Origin of the sequence: Bacteroides sp. 2_2_4, from assembly GCF_000157055.1 — a bacterium.
In the GTDB taxonomy this organism is placed as follows: Bacteria; Bacteroidota; Bacteroidia; order Bacteroidales; family Bacteroidaceae; genus Bacteroides; species Bacteroides ovatus.
On the sequence record NZ_EQ973356.1, the window covers coordinates 115,945 to 133,641 of the forward strand.

Annotated in this window: 15 protein-coding genes and 2 pseudogenes; 14 read left to right on the forward strand and 3 right to left on the reverse strand. The window is 45.9% G+C overall.

What is annotated here, in order from left to right:
• The first annotated feature begins 52 nt into the window (after nt 1–52).
• The 7 genes and pseudogenes from BSCG_RS23665 (at nt 53) to BSCG_RS23635 (ending at nt 9,012) form a co-directional block, all read left to right on the forward strand.
• On the forward strand, nt 53–1,258 hold the full coding sequence (locus BSCG_RS23665; RefSeq protein ID WP_004314946.1) for a fimbrillin family protein: 1,206 nt from the start codon (nt 53–55) through the stop codon (nt 1,256–1,258).
• A 35-nt stretch (nt 1,259–1,293) separates the two neighbouring features.
• Nucleotides 1,294–3,060 (forward strand): fimbrillin family protein, encoded by a 1,767-nt coding sequence (locus BSCG_RS23660; protein ID WP_004314947.1) that lies wholly within the window; start codon nt 1,294–1,296, stop codon nt 3,058–3,060.
• Nucleotides 3,061–3,302: 242 nt separating this feature from the next.
• A complete protein-coding gene (locus BSCG_RS23655) occupies nt 3,303–4,886 on the forward strand; it encodes a fimbrillin family protein (protein WP_229097262.1) in 1,584 nt (527 codons plus the stop codon).
• Between the two features lie 150 nt (nt 4,887–5,036).
• Nucleotides 5,037–5,330: pseudogene (locus BSCG_RS30340) on the forward strand (nucleotidyltransferase family protein).
• A gap of 24 nt (nt 5,331–5,354) precedes the next feature.
• Nucleotides 5,355–5,651, forward strand: a complete 297-nt coding sequence (locus BSCG_RS23645; RefSeq protein ID WP_004314950.1) for a DUF86 domain-containing protein — start codon at nt 5,355–5,357, stop codon at nt 5,649–5,651.
• A 193-nt stretch (nt 5,652–5,844) separates the two neighbouring features.
• Nucleotides 5,845–7,410, forward strand: a complete 1,566-nt coding sequence (locus BSCG_RS23640) for a fimbrillin family protein (RefSeq protein WP_008774891.1) — start codon at nt 5,845–5,847, stop codon at nt 7,408–7,410.
• Between the two features lie 42 nt (nt 7,411–7,452).
• Entirely contained in the window at nt 7,453–9,012 is a 1,560-nt protein-coding gene (locus BSCG_RS23635) for a fimbrillin family protein (RefSeq protein ID WP_008774892.1), read from the forward strand.
• Nucleotides 9,013–9,260: 248 nt separating this feature from the next.
• On the opposite strand, the gene BSCG_RS23630 is transcribed toward BSCG_RS23635, so the two are convergent.
• From BSCG_RS23630 to BSCG_RS23620, 3 genes and pseudogenes are all read right to left on the reverse strand, one after another.
• Nucleotides 9,261–9,830, reverse strand: coding sequence for a DapH/DapD/GlmU-related protein (locus BSCG_RS23630; RefSeq protein ID WP_008018064.1), 570 nt, complete (start codon nt 9,828–9,830; stop codon nt 9,261–9,263).
• Between the two features lie 53 nt (nt 9,831–9,883).
• Nucleotides 9,884–10,947: pseudogene (locus BSCG_RS23625) on the reverse strand (alpha/beta hydrolase).
• 152 nt (nt 10,948–11,099) lie between these two features.
• A complete protein-coding gene (locus BSCG_RS23620; protein WP_004314956.1) occupies nt 11,100–11,945 on the reverse strand; it encodes a helix-turn-helix domain-containing protein in 846 nt (281 codons plus the stop codon).
• A gap of 384 nt (nt 11,946–12,329) precedes the next feature.
• On the opposite strand from BSCG_RS23620, the gene BSCG_RS23615 reads away from it, so the two are divergent.
• The 7 genes from BSCG_RS23615 to BSCG_RS23590 all read left to right on the forward strand — a co-directional run bounded on the left by BSCG_RS23615 (nt 12,330) and on the right by BSCG_RS23590 (nt 17,681).
• Nucleotides 12,330–12,611 (forward strand): tetratricopeptide repeat protein, encoded by a 282-nt coding sequence (locus BSCG_RS23615; RefSeq protein ID WP_004307591.1) that lies wholly within the window; start codon nt 12,330–12,332, stop codon nt 12,609–12,611.
• Between the two features lie 54 nt (nt 12,612–12,665).
• Nucleotides 12,666–12,893, forward strand: coding sequence for a ferredoxin family protein (locus BSCG_RS23610; protein WP_004297419.1), 228 nt, complete (start codon nt 12,666–12,668; stop codon nt 12,891–12,893).
• 11 nt (nt 12,894–12,904) lie between these two features.
• A complete protein-coding gene (locus tag BSCG_RS23605) occupies nt 12,905–13,987 on the forward strand; it encodes a 3-methyl-2-oxobutanoate dehydrogenase subunit VorB (protein ID WP_004297418.1) in 1,083 nt (360 codons plus the stop codon).
• 7 nt (nt 13,988–13,994) lie between these two features.
• Nucleotides 13,995–14,168, forward strand: a complete 174-nt coding sequence (locus BSCG_RS29375; RefSeq protein WP_004297417.1) for a hypothetical protein — start codon at nt 13,995–13,997, stop codon at nt 14,166–14,168.
• A gap of 12 nt (nt 14,169–14,180) precedes the next feature.
• On the forward strand, nt 14,181–14,945 hold the full coding sequence (locus tag BSCG_RS23600) for a thiamine pyrophosphate-dependent enzyme (protein ID WP_004297416.1): 765 nt from the start codon (nt 14,181–14,183) through the stop codon (nt 14,943–14,945).
• A gap of 20 nt (nt 14,946–14,965) precedes the next feature.
• Entirely contained in the window at nt 14,966–15,508 is a 543-nt protein-coding gene (locus tag BSCG_RS23595; RefSeq protein WP_004297415.1) for a 2-oxoacid:acceptor oxidoreductase family protein, read from the forward strand.
• A 121-nt stretch (nt 15,509–15,629) separates the two neighbouring features.
• A complete protein-coding gene (locus tag BSCG_RS23590; protein ID WP_008774893.1) occupies nt 15,630–17,681 on the forward strand; it encodes a putative porin in 2,052 nt (683 codons plus the stop codon).
• Nucleotides 17,682–17,697 lie beyond the last annotated feature (16 nt).

The window sequence follows — 17,697 nt, forward strand, 5'->3', positions numbered from 1 at the left end:
CAGGGTTGAATGTCCCTTCCCGGTCACCAAAGAAAATGAAAAAAGAAGAAATATGAAGAATCGAACGATAAAAGCCGGACGGCTATTCATTCACAAAAACGGGATACGCGCCGGAGTCACCGTCTTTCTCCTGACGCTGCTCGCCGCATGCGGTGCGGACGACAACACGCCGGACATGCCGCAGGGAGACATTCCTCTGGACTTCGGTGTGTCCGTAGACCAGGCCGTCAGCCGTGCGGCAGAGACTACTGCTTCCAGCCTTTCCTCCATGGGGGTGTATGCCTATTATACAGGCAGCAGCAATCTGAGCACTTCGGACAAGCCCAACTTCATGTGCAACCAAAAGGTGGAGCGAACCAACAGTGCATCTCCCTGGACGTACTCACCCGTGAAGTACTGGCCCAATAATCCGGCAGATAAAGTGAGCTTTTATGCTTACGGACCTTACGCCCCAAAAGGGCTGAATGTGTCCGGCACCACACAAAGCGGTCCTCCCACCATGGAGTACACAATACAAGGTGCGGAAGCCGACCAGGCAGATTTGGTCATTGCCGGCGCGCTGCCGAACCAGACGTATGCGAGCAACAACGGAAAGGTGAGCTTTAAGATGTTCCATGCCCTGACGCGGGTGGATATTAATGTGACAAACGTGGATAAGGCGACGGGGATGACAATTACAGTTTTTACAATGGGCAGTTTATTGGATGGAAAAAGACCCCTTCCTTATGATAACGAGGAGTGGAACCTTTTGACAGGTGGTAGTGGGATTCTCACTAAGGTAACCTGTATTCCCACACGCCTCCCATACAGTCCTGCCACAGACGGAACGAAAACAAACCTCGCCACTTTCTTTGTCATGCCCATCCGTAAAGGATTAGCTTACAAGCCTTCCTTTAAGATTGCTTACACGACCCCCGGCAATGTACCCTCCGGCGAGGCTCCGGTGCAAACAATAGAATGGAACGATAAAATTCCTTCGCCCGAAACATGGACTATGGGGGCGCATATCAGCTATAATTTCAAGCTTGAGAAGAAAAAACTCACCATCACCACTTCTACCCATCCCACATGGGATGATGCCGGGACGGGCACCGTCACCGGAAGTGTAGTCATCACCTACGCTGTCAATCCTTCCGACCCCAATTGGGGGACGGGCGGCTCGGGCTCGGTGAACGGCAAGCCCGTGGTAACCCACAGCACCGTGCGGAACGACGTGCAATGGGAGGACGGGGGAACGGAAATCGTGGAAAAGAGTTGATTCCAAGTCGTAAATCCTACTAAAACAAGATAACAATGAGATACATCAAGCACTTATTCGTCCGTTCTTTCTACCAGTGCGCAGCCCCCGCCCGCCTTGCCTTGCTCTGCGCCGGTTTCGCAGCACTGGGCGGTTGTACCAACGAAACCGACAGTGCCGGCGGATCATCCACGGCAGACAGTCACATTCCCCTTGCCTTGGAGATAACGGCAAGCGGCTTCACCGGACAGCCGGACGCCTCGCCTGACACCCGCGCTTCGGAACAGGATAATTATGACACTTGGTTTGAGGAAACCGACGCCATCGGCCTCTTTGCCGTAAGGGGCATCGGTACGCCGGCCGCCGCCATCGTGGATGGCATCAACAATTCCAAGCTGACATACGCCCCCGCCGCCGACGCTTCGCATAAGCCAACGTGGCAACCGGCAGATGCCGCCACCACCTTATATTATTATGCGGACGTGACCTATATCGCCTACTACCCCTACAAAGATGGCATCGCAATAGACCCCACACAAAGCGCGGCCACTATCCTTGCCTCCTTTTCCGGGAAGACGGAACTGCAACCCGCTGCCGACCAGTCCACCCCCGAAGCATACGCCGCCAGCGACCTGATGACCGCCGACGGCACGGCCACCGATACCGCCGACCCCAGCCGGAAGTTGCTGTCGCTTACCTTTACCCACAGCTACTCGCTGCTGGTGTTGAAAGCTATTGACCTGTCGCCGAAAGACTTCGTGGCTCCCGACGGGGCTTTTGTTTATCCTCCGAAAGTAACTGCACCTTCCTCTGATGTAGATGCAACCGATGCGGTGCTCAACGGTATAAAAATGCGCAAAATGGGTGATGGAAAATTCTATGCTATCGTCAAACCGGCTTCGGGTGACATTCCGATAAAAGGAAGTTATACAACGAATAGTGCGCTTATCGTTTATGACGGTTCGTTAGTTGCTCCGGGATTGGAGGCAGGCAAGAAGCACGAATGGACGGTGACAGCGACGTTGCCTTATGATAGCAACCCTGTGGAACGAGCCCTAAAACCCGGTGATTTTGTTTTCCACAACGGAAGCGATATAGAAATCTATCCCGGTGACGGGGCTGTTGACACAAACGGAAGAATACCGAATTATACCAATGCCATAGGGATTGTAGCAACATGCAACCCGCAGAGAATGTCGGCAACTGATAGGAGTAAGGGATGGACACATGCTTACGTAATGGGATTGGAAAATATCAGTGGAAGTTTGCAGTGGAGTAATGTTTCCGTTGATGAAAGTGTTATTGCCAATACTTCTCCATTGATTGAAGGCGCGGAGAATAATATGGATGGCTATACAGAAACGGAAGCTATGCTAACGGAACGTGCAAGTAAAGGTGATTTGGGCAACTATCCGGCTTTCAATACGGTAAACACTTACCGGAACAATAATGCTGTTCCTGCTGCTTTGACGGGAAAGCGCAGCCCATGGTTTATGCCCAGTGTAGGACAATGGTTTGATGTGATGGTGAACTTGTGTGGCAGGTCGCCAAAAACGTTTCGTAATAATACCAATTATAATTGGAGAGATGAGACTTACGGAACTGAAATGTGGGAAACGATCAACAAACAGTTAAGTAAGATCAACAAACCATTGACTTACATTGCATGGAACTCTGCTCATTACTTGTGCAGTTCGGAACAAGATGCCGGCAAATCTTGGATAGCCGGATTTGAAGAATATAATATCCATGTTGTTGTGAACGGTGCAAACAAGAATTTGGCGGAATGGCAGAGAACGGTCCGTTGTTTTTTCGCTTTCTGATTATCAATTTACAAAAATAAAGTTAGATAATAATGAGAAATATAATCAAACATCCTTTTATCAACCTCATCTTCTTCGTGGCACTGTTTGCCTTTTCAGGCTGTACGAATGAAATGGAACCAGATATCGCCGGAAACAGCAATCTTCCCGCCGACGGCACGCCCCTCACCGTCCGCGCCACGGCAAGCGGCTTCCAAGCCCCGGCACAGCCCGGAAGCAGCCCCGCCACCCGCACCCCGGTGATGGAGGCCACGAGCACCAAGTTCCAGACGGGCGACGCCATCGGGCTCTTCTGCGTGCGCAAAAACGCATCTGGCACTGAATACATATCAACGGACATCTACAACCTCAAGATGACCTACACCGCAGCAGCGGACGGAACCGGCACCTGGGAAGCTCCTACAGCGGTCTCCGCCCCACTGCTCTATACCGATGCGGTGGCCTACTTTGCCTACTATCCTTATACGGACGCACTGACCACTGCCTCCGTGAACAACGAGCAGGACATCCGCAACTGGCTCAAGACCAATAAACCCTTGGCAACCGATATGCTTACGAAGGAGGTATTCACAGCCAACGACCTGATGACCGCCACCGCCCTGCCTTCGCTGGCCGATGCCGACCGCGGAGCACTGGTGCTGAACTTCAAGCACGAATATGCATTATTAGTGATAAAGCCCATGTTAATGAGCCCATGTATTCCTCCCACAGGGGTAACGGCTTACGGCTATCATGCCGAAGCCCGGAAATGGGGAATAGACAGGAATGTAGTACAAGGTGGCGGAGATGACTTCAAGATGAAGATAAACAACAGGAAAGCCAGCGAAATGAGCGACGGAACCTACCGCATACTGACGCAAGCCACAAACACCGGTTCTTCCATTGGATGCGAGTACACTACGTATGATGATGACTTAGGGCTGTGTCCGGTCACCGCCACCGGTTCCGCCATTTCCGGCGGCTTTCAGGCCAATACGTGCTACACATTGGAAGTGCACTGCACAAGTCGTACAGGAAGTACTGCTGTAGAACGCGCGCTACAACCGGGTGACTTTGTATATCAGCATAACGGCAAAATCGAGATTTATCCTGTCGACGGAGCGGTGGATGCCGGTGGAAAAATACCGGACTATGCCAACGCCGTAGGGATAGTGATGACGTGCGATCCCACAAGGATGACGGATGCGGGATGCAACGCAAAGGGTTGGAATCATGCGTACGTAATGGGATTGGCTAACATTTCCTCCGGGCAGAAGACCTTGTGGATGAAAAACGGTCACTCATTATCGACTCCTTACCCTTACCCACCGGTTGCGGATATGAATACAGCGGAAACTTACATGAACGGATATGCTGAAACAGAAACGATGTTGGGAAAAACGCCTCTCAGTGACTACCCTATATTTGCGGCATTACAACAATACCGGAATGATAACGCCGTGCCTGCCGGCATAAATCGCAGCCCGTGGTTCATCCCGAGTATAGGTCAATGGTTTGATGTAATGATAACCCTTTGCGGGAAATCACCGTATGATTTTGTTTCAGTTGGAGAATGGGGTATCTGGCAGTCGGACAACAGCCAAAGAATTGAAATGCTGGGTAAAGCAAATAATTACTTGGCTAAAATTGGCACCACATTTCTTATGCCATCTTCTCCTGAAGAACATGAGATCGGTTTTTGGCTAACTTCCCATTTCGCTAATCAAGGTATATGGGCGTTCTATGGTACCGATAGAAGCGGTGTGTTTGCGATAGAATCTACGTATGGAAATTTAGAAAACTATGACGTGCCTGTTGCCGTCGCCCGTCCCTTCTTCGCCTTTTAACCGGAGACCGGGAGCGTAGTACATCAAAATATCCTTTGCAACTTTCGTTCGCTTATGCAGACCTGTTGCTTGAAATATCGCTCTTTGACATGCTGGAAACGGAAATTATGATTATCTTTGCAAGCATAGCAAAGTAAAAATTATAGAGTTATGAAATCAACTGCTGAAATATTAGAACTTCTCCGCATATATAAAACACAGTTTGCGAGTAAATACGGTTTCAAGCGTCTCGGTGTATTCGGTTCCGTAGCGCGAGGAGAGCAAACGGAGCAAAGCGACGTTGATGTTTGTTATGAAGGCGAGCCGCCATCACTTCTCACCTAGGAACATATACAGAGCGAGCTTGAAGAGCTACTGGGTTCCCCGGTAGATTTAATAAGAATACGTGAGCGAATGAACGCGCGCTTGAAACAAAGAATCTTAAAAGAAAGTATTTATGTATGATAAAGAATTGGCGCTCAACAGTTGATGATTACCCAACGGGCAGCTGTAGCTGCTACCCCGGATGATTTTTTATTATCGCCGGATGGTATGTTGCGTTTGGATGCTATTTGTATAAACCTAATCGCATTGGACGAAGCTGTGAAAGGTTTGGATAAAATAACAAGAGGTGAATTGCTCCCCGGATATCCTGAGATATATTGGAGTGGAGTAATGAAAATGCGTAATAAGATAGCTCATCATTATTTTGAAATGGATGCTGAAGTTGTATTCAAGACCTTAAAAGAAGACATTCCGATGATGCCCCCATTGTGCACCGCATGATAAAAGAAGTTAGTAGCAGTTTATAAACTTTGTAGTAGAATAATTTCCGTCCCGCCCGCCTCTCCCTCGTGAGAAGCGAGCGGGACGTTCCGTTTCCAACAGGTTGAAGGTCCGTCGTACCAGATAGGTGCTATCCTCGTGTGACGGGAAAAATAAACATGATTAGGAATATGATAAAAAAGACAAGATAGTTATGACGTTTAAAAACAAACATTCCTTCATCAGTGGCTTCCTTGGCGCCGCCCTCCTCATCGCGAGCAGTTGCGCTTTGGGAGGCTGCACGGAAATAGCAGATGAGCCGCAGGGCATCGACGATGCAGGCAACGGCACGCCCCTCACCATCCGCGCCACTGCAAGCGGCTTCGTTTCCTGCGTGCAGGAAGACACCCCCGCCACACGCACACCCACTGAGAACGGCTACACCACGGAGTTCAACGACGGCGACGCCATCGGCATCTTCGCCCTTAAAGAGTATGCAACGCCCGATGTAACTCCCGTTGACGGGGTGTACAACCTCAAGCTGGTCTACACCAAAGCCGCGGACGGCTCGGGAAGCTGGGCGCCCGCCTCTGGCGACACGCACGTGCTGTACAGTTACGACGACCTGGTTTACGTAGCCTACTATCCTTACCGGGAAGGAATCACTATCAAACAAGACATCGAGACGGAAATTTTCAAAGACCTGGCAGCCAACGCCAAGCTGCAACCCGCCGCCGATCAGTCCACCCCCGCCGCCTATACCGGCAGCGACCTAATGGCAGCCTTTGCCCGGCCTGCGACCGACCCTACGGATGCCAACAAGAAGGTGCTGACGCTAGCGTTCGAACATCTGCATGCGTTGCTGGTGCTGAAAACAAATAAGTTGTTCAATTGCACGCCCCCTGCCGGGGCAGGCTTTGAATATAGCGATCCAATGCTGGGGGCAGACGCTACAGCCAAAGACGCTGTCATAAATGGCATCAAAGCATTACCTATGGGTGACGGTACGTTCCGTGCCATTGTGAAAACTGCTTCGGCAGATATTGTACCTACCGGAAATTACAAGACTACAGGAGATAAAACAGTTCTCTATACAGGTGCTTCACTGGCAGCAGCTACGTTCACTGCCGGTAAATACTACACCCAACAGGTGAATATGCTGGAATCTCCCGATGAAAGTGTTATTCGCCCGCTTCAAGAGGGTGACTTCTTCTGTAGCAATGGCAAGATTTCACCTTATGAGGCAAACTCTTTCAGCAGTCCCGTTATCGGAGTTGTTTTTTATGTAGGACGGCATCCGGAAGATAACGGTGTATATGTCGATAAAAATGGAAACCCGATGGAAGTACACGGATATGTGATTAATCGGTCAGAAGGGACAGACCAATGGCACAATGGCGGTGGTACTGACTTTGGCACTTATAAAAGCACCACCGACTTTAATGGTTATTTCAATACAGATAAATTACAAGCAATCTCTGCCGGTTATAATGATATGATGACTTATGTAAGAAAGCAGACCAATTCACCCCAAACTACGAGCGGATGGTTTCTGCCTTCAATAGGACAACTGATTTATATAAAGAAGAAGTATGCAGAGGTAATATCTAAAAGTTTTGATAAGTGTGGCGGCGCCATGGGACGCGGATGGCAGCACCACTACTGGAGCAGTACGGAAGCGACTGCGGCAAATTCATATAACATTAATTGGGACTCAGGAACATACAGTCAAAAAAACAAAAGCTCAGGATCTATGGTACGTACCGCCTTAGCATTTTAATCCATCTATAAAAATTATTTTATAATAAAATAAGAGAACACTATGCCGTTAAAAAACAAAACATTCTTGTCTAATATTTGTCTCTATACCTTCCTTATCCTTGGAGGTGGTTGTACGGACGAGGCAGGTATGGAGAACATCGGAAATACAGATCGCCGCATCCCTCTTACCATCAGTGCAACGGTGAGTCGTTACACCGCCATTGATAAAAAAAATACCTCCGTCACCCGCACGCCAATCGAGAACGATTATACCACAGAATTTTCCGATGGTGATGCCATCGGCATCTTCGCCCTCAGGAATTTTGAAACGCCCAATGTAGCCACTATCGATGGTGTGTACAACCTCAAACTGGTTTATACAAAAGCAGCGGACGGAACGGGCAGTTGGGCACCTGCCACCGGTGATACACACGCATTGTACAGCTACGACGATAATCTCGCCTATGTGGCATACTATCCTTATCGGAACGGTATTACAATCAAACAAGACAATAAAGCGGAAATCCTCAAAGACCTGGCAAACAACGCTAAGCTGCAACCGGCCGCTGACCAGTCCACCTCCGCCGCCTATACCGGCAGCGACCTGATGGCAGCCGTTGCCAGCCCCACGGTAGACCCGGCAAATGCGAATAAGAAGATGCTTACGCTGAAGTTTGAACATCTGCATGCGTTGTTGGTACTCAAACCGATGGGATTAGTTAATTGCGTTCCCCCGGCAGGAGCAAGCTTTGAGTATGCCGGTGGGGTACTGAGGCTGGACGTTACTGCCAAAGACGCTACTATAAACGGCATCAAAGCCCTGCGTATGGACGACGGAACGTTTCGTGCCATCGTACCTTCCCCGGCAGGCGACTTTGTGCCTGCCGGGAGTTATCTAACGAAAGGTGACAAAACGATTCTATATACGGGGACCTCACTAACAGCCGGAAAGCTCGCTGCCGGGAAATACTACACTCAGCAGGTGGAAACAGCGGTCTATACCGACGGAAGCATAACCCGGGCGCTACAGGTGGGCGACTATTTTTGTAGCGATGGTAAGATTATTCCGGGCGAAACATCCATTATCAAAAGAACTTACATCGGGCTTGTCTTCAAGGTGGGGCGATTTACAGCGGATGATAGTGAATATGTCAATGGTAACGGAGAGCCGATGACTAACATTAATGGATATACAGTGGCACTGAAAGATGCAAATAATGGAGCAGCCATCAAGTGGGGGAACAAGAAGTTCGCTTTGGATTCCAATCGTAACGGAAGTAGTCCGTACGGATATTTTAATGGCTTTAAGATAACACAATTACTCAAAGCCGATGGTATAGGTAATTATCCGGCTGCTAATGCATGTATCAGCTACTCGCCTGCCGCAGATGCTAAAACCAGCGGATGGTTTTTCCCAGCCGGAGGACAGATGCTGGAGTTGAGAAATACAAGAGGAGAGTTAATCAAAAAAACTGTTTTCACTAATTATAATTCGGGCAGATATTGGCAATCCGTCCAAAATGGAAGTGGAGATTCGTGGAGTGTAGGTTTGACAAATGGTAACACTACTCAGTCCTATATATCGACGGCTTACTACGTACGTCCTATTGCTGCTTTTTAATATAGAATAAGATAACACTATGCCATTGAAAAATAAAACACTCTTATCTAATATGAATATAATGTAGAAACGGCTTATAACGTATCAATAAGGAAAACAGGCGTAACTGATTATATGGGTTCTAAACAATCTGCAGAAGGTAAGATATTTATTTCAACTACCTTACCTTCATTAGAGTTAGAACGCACCTTTATTAATTACAGTTTCTTCAGGTATAATTCCTATTTCATAAGGGAGCAGCCATTATATTATTCGCTTGTTTCTATCTTTTTGATGATTCGTGCCGGATTGCCGGCTACGATTGTCATCGCCGGAACATCTTTAGTTACCACGCTACCGGCTCCCACTATCGCTCCATAGCCAATCCTTACACCTGGAAGTATAGTCGAATTTATGCCAATCCAAACCTTATCTTCAATCACAATCGGACGTCCGTATGTGGCACTGCGGTTATCCGGATCCGGATCATGATTGATAGTTATCAAGTTGACTTTCGGCCCGATAAACACATCATTACCAATCGTAATACCACCTCGTCCGAAAAACGTACAGCATTGCTGGATGAAACATCGCTTACCAATATTGACAGGTTTACCATAATCAATGTAGAGTGGCGGCAGGACGGTGGTGGTTGCATCCAGTTCTTTGTCAAGAATACGTTCCATATATTCATGCACCTCTTCAGGCGTACGATACCCCGTGTTCATCTCGGTTGCAGTCTTTATGGTAGCGAAAATATCCGCAATCAGTTCATCATAACCCGGTTCATCAGGTGAGACCATCTCACCGCTCAAGTCTTTTGCAAAAATATCGTTCATCATTTAATTGTTTTAATTGTATATAGCTATTACTACTGTTTACTCATAATTTATTATTTCAGGTTCTTTCTGAAGAAGTCCTCCAATTTGTCGAAAGGAATCGTACGGTCGTAGAGATCAGTATGGTTCGCTCCAGGGATAATCATCAGTTCTTTATTATCACCTGTCAACTTTTGAAATAACGCGAATGGGCATTTTCACCATGAATAAGAAGTACGGGGCGGGAAATCTCATGAATATAAGCTAATAGCGGCATATTGATAAAAGACAGCGTCATCGTAGGACTCCATGCACCATTGGAATTGATAGAGCGAACATGGAAACCACGGTTAGTCTTGTAATAATCGAAATAATCCTTGACGAATTGTGGCTCTTCACCGGTGATGCTGTCAGGCAACCCAGGGACACCGGGAGTGATTGTACCACTCTGCGCGTCACGGGTACGGATAACATTCATCATCTCCCTTTTTTTGTTGCGGTCGTCGGCACTATCCTCTGCGTCAAAATAACCATTGGCATTCACACGGCTCATATCGTACATCGTCGAAGCCACTGTAGCCTTGATACGTGTATCCATAGCAGCAGCATTTAGTCCCATCCCACCGAAACCACAGATACCAATAATCCCGATGCGCTCTGCATCCACATCAGACAATGCTGTGAGAAAATCGACTGCTGCGCTGAAATCTTCGGTATTGATGTCCGGTGAAGCTACATTACGAGGTTCACCGCCACTCTCACCGGTATATGAGGGGTCAAATGCAAGAGTAAGGAACCCACGTTCCGCCATTGTCTGTGCATAAAGACCGGATGTCTGTTCCTTTACAGCTCCGAAAGGACCGCTCACAGCTATGGCAGCGAGTTTGCCTTCAACATTCTTTGGTTCGTAGAGGTCGGCAGCAAGTGTGATGCCGTAACGGTTCTTAAACGTCACCTTACGGTGGTTTACCTTGTCGCTTTGCGGGAACTTCTTGTCCCATTCTTGAGTAAGATTCAATGTTTCCATATTATCACTTGTTTCTTGATTTGTTTTACTATTTGTGCAGCCTGCGCCCGCAAGCATGACGGTTCCTAACAAGACTGCGATTGCCACGGATGTAAGATTCGTTGTTTTCATTCTGCTATTACTTAAATGGTTGTTGAATTATTCTTTCTTATTTTACAGCGCAAAGGTAAAGCAAAAGCCACACAGCGGCATTGCTGTGAGGCTCAAATAGTATTGCTCAAAAGCTCAATATAAAACTATCCCGATTTACACAAATAAGAATTCTATGCAAATATGGCGGTCGGTGATATACCATATTGTTTCTTGAATGCGGTTGAAAAATGGGAAGGATTCTTAAACCCTACTTCTGCGTAGACGTCCACAACCTTTTTACCGCCTTCCTTCATCTTGTTGTAAGCCACCTCAAGACGCTTGCGAATAAGCCACTTTTCAGGTGTCAGGTCACTTATCTTCTTGAAGTCCCGCTTGAACGTGGCAAGGCTGCGCCCGGTATAATGAGCCATTTCCTCCATTGTGAACTCATACATGTAGTTCTCGCTCATAAATTCCAGGATATCTATTTTCCACGGCTCGTTGAAATCGAAAAGCGTCGGGGCAAACCGTTCATCTATATCCAACAAAGCGAGCAGACCTTCCTGTATCTTCAGATTCATAAAATCATCTTTCGGTTTTACTTCAGGATTGAAATAAGGTGTCATTGAAGCGAAAAGGCTTGCGAGTTCCACCGTTTGGGGCAGTTTTATCACACCCGAATCAAGTTTTGGAGTATTGACGGGTACTCTCCGCTGTCCCAATTTGCTATACATCTCACGTAAAAAACGACGTGTAAACATCAGGAAAATACCACAATACCGCTCACCGTTGTACGTTCTCTTATACATTGTTATATGATGATCGCGGGGGATAAAGACACATTCGCCTTTTCTGACATGAATTTGTTCTTTTCCATTATCGAGAATCATCTCACCTGAATACACATAGTTGATAGCATATTCACGAGAACGGTGTATACAACCGCCAAGGTCATCATAATAGAAGCTGTAAAATACATTGTTATAATTGAATATAAGCTTCATTGGTTCTACTTGTTCCGCATCGCCCTTAGTCATAACATTGAGTGTTTTTTTAATTTCCAATCGCAAATGTAACAAAAGAATTCTGTTTCTTAACGGCTCATTATCCTTTTATTTGTGTGAGGGTATTTGAACTATCTAACCGAATTGAATCTTTTGTGGGATGTACAGGAGTTTTCGCTGAAAAATATTCCTTAAGTAACAATCAGGGAAAGCTATAAATAAAAGCATAGGATAACCAAGCATCAGTGTACATAATGTGACAAAAAACGCAAAATTCAAATGAGTTCTCTTTCCCCTGACTATATATTCATAGAATATGCAATAAACTCAAAACGTTGCAAATTTCCGTCCTCATTTGCCCTGTTTACATAAATAAAAACTATCTTTGCGTTTCAGAATCCCGAAAGACGAAAAGAAATGGAGCAAATAGACAACCTAAAAGAGCTTATCAATCAGGGGGATGTGGACACAGCGATTAAGCAATTGGACCAGCTTCTCCAGGACAGTTCTGTCGAAAAAGAGAAAGATACTCTTTACTATTTACGGGGAAATGCCTACCGAAAGAAAGGAGATTGGAAGCAGGCACTGGACAACTACCAGTATGCCATCGAGATCAATCCGGACAGTCCTGCCGTTCAGGCCAGGAAGATGGCAATAGATATCCTCAACTTCTACCACAAGGATATGTTCAATCAATAAAAGAGATGTATAATCAATAACCGTACTCAAAGATAACGTAATAAAATAAAGATTATGGCAAAAATCAAAGGAGCAATCGTAGTCGACACGGAGCGTTGCAAAGGATGCAACCTGTGTGTAGTGGCGTGTCCGCTCGATGTAATCGCCCTCAATAAAGAGGTAAACATGAAAGGCTATAACTATGCCTGGCAAGTGAAGGAAGATACCTGTAACGGATGCAGCTCGTGTGCAACGGTTTGTCCGGACGGATGTATTTCAGTGTATAAAGTAAAAGTAGAATAAAAGAAAAGAATATGGCAGAAGAAGTTGTATTAATGAAAGGAAACGAAGCCATCGCCCACGCAGCTATCCGTTGCGGTGCCGACGGTTACTTCGGTTATCCTATTACTCCCCAATCGGAAGTGTTGGAAACGCTTGCCGAACTGAAACCGTGGGAAACAACCGGCATGGTAGTACTCCAGGCGGAAAGTGAAGTGGCAGCTATCAATATGGTATATGGAGGTGCAGGTAGCGGAAAGAAGGTTATGACCTCATCTTCAAGTCCGGGTGTGAGCTTGAAACAAGAAGGAATCTCTTATTTGGCCGGTGCCGAACTTCCTTGTCTGATTGTGAATGTAATGCGTGGCGGTCCCGGATTGGGAACTATCCAACCCAGCCAGGCTGACTACTTCCAGACAGTGAAAGGTGGTGGTCATGGAGACTACAAACTGATTGCCCTCGCTCCGGCATCCGTACAGGAAATGGCGGATTTCGTAGCATTAGGATTCGAACTGGCCTTCAAATACCGTAATCCGGCTATTATCCTTGCCGACGGTGTGATCGGTCAGATGATGGAAAAGGTTGTTCTTCCTGCACAAAAGCCACGCCGCACGGAAGCAGAAGTAATTGAACAATGTCCATGGGCTGCTACCGGAAAAGCAAAAGACCGCAAACCGAATATTATCACTTCCCTCGAATTGAAACCGGAAGCCATGGAAATCAACAACCTCCGTTTTCAAGCTAAATATCGTGAAATTGAAGAAAATGAAGTACGCTTCGAAGAGATCAACTGCGAAGATGCAGAGTATTTGATTATCGCTTTCGGTTCAATGGCACGTATTGGCCAGAAAGCAATGGAACTAGCCCGTGAAAAAGGAATTAAAGTAGGTATCCTTCGCCCGATTACACTGTGGCCGTTCCCAACCAAAGCGATTGCTGCATACGCTGATAAAGTAAAAGGTATGCTCGTTACGGAACTAAATGCCGGACAGATGATTGAAGATGTCCGTCTCGCTGTTAACGGTAAAGTAAAGGTAGAACATTTCGGACGTCTAGGTGGCATCGTTCCCGATCCGGATGAAATTGTAACTGCCTTGAAAGAAAAAATAATCAAATAACGAAACAATGAATCCCGATAAAATAAGAAACGTACTGAACATCCTATTTATGATATTGGCTGTTGCAGCCATCATCACCTACTTTGTAGCAAAAGATGATTTCAAAATGTTTATCTACGTATGCGGCGCGGCAATCTTTGTCAAGCTGATGGAGTTTTTTATACGGTTCACCAACAGATAAGGAGATGAAGTTATGACTAAAGAAGAAATAATCAAACCCGAGAATCTGGTTTACAAAAAACCGACTCTGATGAACGATAACGCCATGCACTACTGCCCGGGTTGCAGTCACGGTGTGGTACACAAACTCATTGCCGAAGTCATTGAGGAAATGGGTATGGAAGATAAAACTGTGGGAATCTCTCCGGTGGGATGTGCAGTGTTTGCCTACAACTATCTTGATATTGACTGGCAGGAAGCAGCACACGGACGTGCTCCTGCTGTGGCGACTGCTGTGAAACGCCTGTGGCCGGACCGTCTTGTTTTCACTTATCAGGGCGACGGTGACTTGGCTTGCATCGGTACAGCCGAAACAATCCACGCTTTGAACCGTGGTGAAAATATCACGATTATCTTTATCAATAATGCGATCTACGGTATGACAGGCGGCCAGATGGCTCCGACTACACTGGTAGGCATGAAGAGCTCGACTTGTCCTTACGGACGTGACGTTGAACTTCACGGCTATCCATTGAAGATTACTGAAATCGCAGCCCAACTGGAAGGAACTGCTTATGTAACCCGTCAGTCCGTACAATCCGTACCGGCTATCCGTAAGGCTAAGAAGGCAATCCGCAAGGCTTTTGAGAACTCCATGAACGGTAAAGGTTCCAACCTGGTAGAAATCGTTTCCACTTGTAGTTCAGGCTGGAAGATGACTCCGGAGAAGGCGAACAAATGGATGGAAGAACACATGTTCCCATTCTATCCGCTGGGTGATTTAAAAGATAAAGAATAACGCTAAAAGTCAACAGAACAATGAAAGAAGAAATAATTATAGCAGGATTCGGTGGACAAGGCGTATTGTCTATGGGTAAGATTCTGGCATATTCCGGTTTGATGGAAGGCAAAGAAGTGACCTGGATGCCGGCATACGGTCCCGAACAACGAGGTGGAACAGCCAACGTTACAGTTATTGTAAGCGATGACAAAATATCCTCACCGATTCTTAGTAAATACGACGCTGCCATCATTCTGAATCAGCCTTCACTCGAAAAGTTTGAAAGCAAAGTGAAACCCGGCGGTATCCTGATTTATGACGGTTACGGAATTATCAACCCTCCTACCCGTAAGGATATTAAGGTATATCGTATCGACGCAATGGATGCAGCTAACGAGATGAACAATGCCAAAGCATTCAATATGATCGTACTTGGCGGATTATTGAAGCTTCGCCCCATCGTAACGTTGGAGAATGTTATCAAAGGACTTAAGAAAACCCTGCCGGAACGCCACCATCACTTGATTCCTATGAACGAGGAAGCTATCAAGAAAGGTATGGAGTTAATCCGTGAGGTTTAATTAACAGATAATGTACAATGGATAATTGATAATTATTAGCTACGTATAGTACGTATGCAACATAATTTTCAATTATCCATTATCATTAAATCAATTAAAGTAAGTATCTTTGCCTCCAATTATGAGACGAATCTTACTATTATATATAATCTTTTCCGTTATAGGTTTGACAACTGTCCATGCACAGTTCGATAATGGTCGCCAGAGAGTGGACGAGAACGGATACGACCAATACGGTAACCAGGTGGACCCTGCCATGATTCCGGACAGACTGGATAGTGCAAATGTAGAAGTACAGGGGTTACCTCCGAAATTATATATGTGGCGTATTAATAATCAGTTGGGCGACCGGACTATCATCCCGGCGGATACTGTTTATCACCACTTCCAGAATTCAAATCTTACCGAAGGACTTACCGGACATTATAATTATCTGGCCAATATGGGTTCTCCCCGTATGTCACGCATCTTCTTTGAACGTCGTGATCCGGAACCGACTATCTTTATGGAGCCTTTCTCCAGTTTCTTTATTCGTCCTACGGAGTTCAATTTCACCAATAGTAACGTACCTTATACCAATCTGACGTATCATAAAGCCGGTAATAAAATAAACGGAGAAGAACGCTTTAAGTCTTATTTCTCTGTCAATGTAAACAAGAAGCTGGCTTTCGGTTTTAACATAGATTACTTGTACGGACGAGGATATTATAATAACCAAAATACGGCTTATTTCAATGCGGCAATTTTCGGTAGTTATATCGGCGACCGATACCAGATGCAAGCTATCTACAGCAACAATTATCTCAAAACAAATGAAAACGGAGGTATTGAGGACGACCGATACATCACTGCTCCTGAAGAGATGGCACAAGGCCAAAGGGAATATGAATCAACCAATATCCCGACTGTACTAAGCGCCACAACCAACCGTAATCATGACTTTTATATATTCCTGACCCAACGTTACAATCTGGGATTCAGCCGCGACATACCGCAGGCCGAAAATGACACTACTCCAGCCAAACAAGAGTTTGTGCCGGTCACTAGTTTTATACATACCATTCAGGTAGAGCGTGCACGTCATAGCTTCAACTCTGATGATGACATGCGTGAAAAGAACTATTATCAAAACACCTATTTGGAACCGGATAATCCGATTGCCAGAGACAGTACTACTTATATGGGTATCAAGAATACCATAGGTATAGCTCTACTCGAAGGATTCAATAAATATGCCAAAGCCGGACTCACGGCATTTGCTTCCTATAAAATCAGCAAATATACTCTTATGAATATGGAGGGGAATCCATTGCCCGACAAATACAATGAAAATGAAATATTTGTTGGAGGCGAATTATCCAAACGTGAAGGAAATGTACTTCATTACCATGCCATTGGTGAAGTGGGACTCGCCGGAAAAGCAATCGGACAATTCAATGTGAAAGGAGATATCGACCTTAACTTTCCGTTATGGAAAGACACTGTGAGCCTTATAGCCCGTGGTGAAGTCAGCAATAAGCTTGCGCCTTTCTATATGCGTCATTATCATTCCAAACATTTCATGTGGGACAATGATATGGACAAAGAATTTCGTACCCGTATTGAAGGAGAATTAAGCATTGCACGTTGGAGAACACGCTTGAAAGCAGGAGTTGAAAACATAAAGAACTACACTTATTTCAACCAACAAGCAATGCCGGAACAGAAAAGCGGAAGTATACAGGTGTTGTCAGCAAGTCTTAATCAGGACTTCAAGCTGGGAATCTTCCATTTAGACAATGAAGTAACCTGGCAAAAGTCCAGCGACCAGACCGTATTACCTTTGCCTGATCTTTCGCTGTATCACAATTTCTATATGCAGTTCAAGCTGGCAAAGAAAGTGCTTAGTGTACAATTGGGTGCCGATGTGCGTTATTTCAGTAAATACAATGCACCCGCTTATATGCCGGCTATCCAAAACTTCTATTTGCAACCGGAAAATGACCAGGTAGAGATAGGAGGTTATCCGATCGTGAATGTATACGCAAACTTACATCTAAAGCGTACACGTTTCTATGTAATGATGTATCACGTGAATCAAGGTATGAGCAGCCCGAATTACTTCCTGGCTCCTCACTATCCTATCAACCCGCGTGTACTGAAATTCGGTCTTTCATGGAATTTCTATGATTAACAAAATCTATATGGCT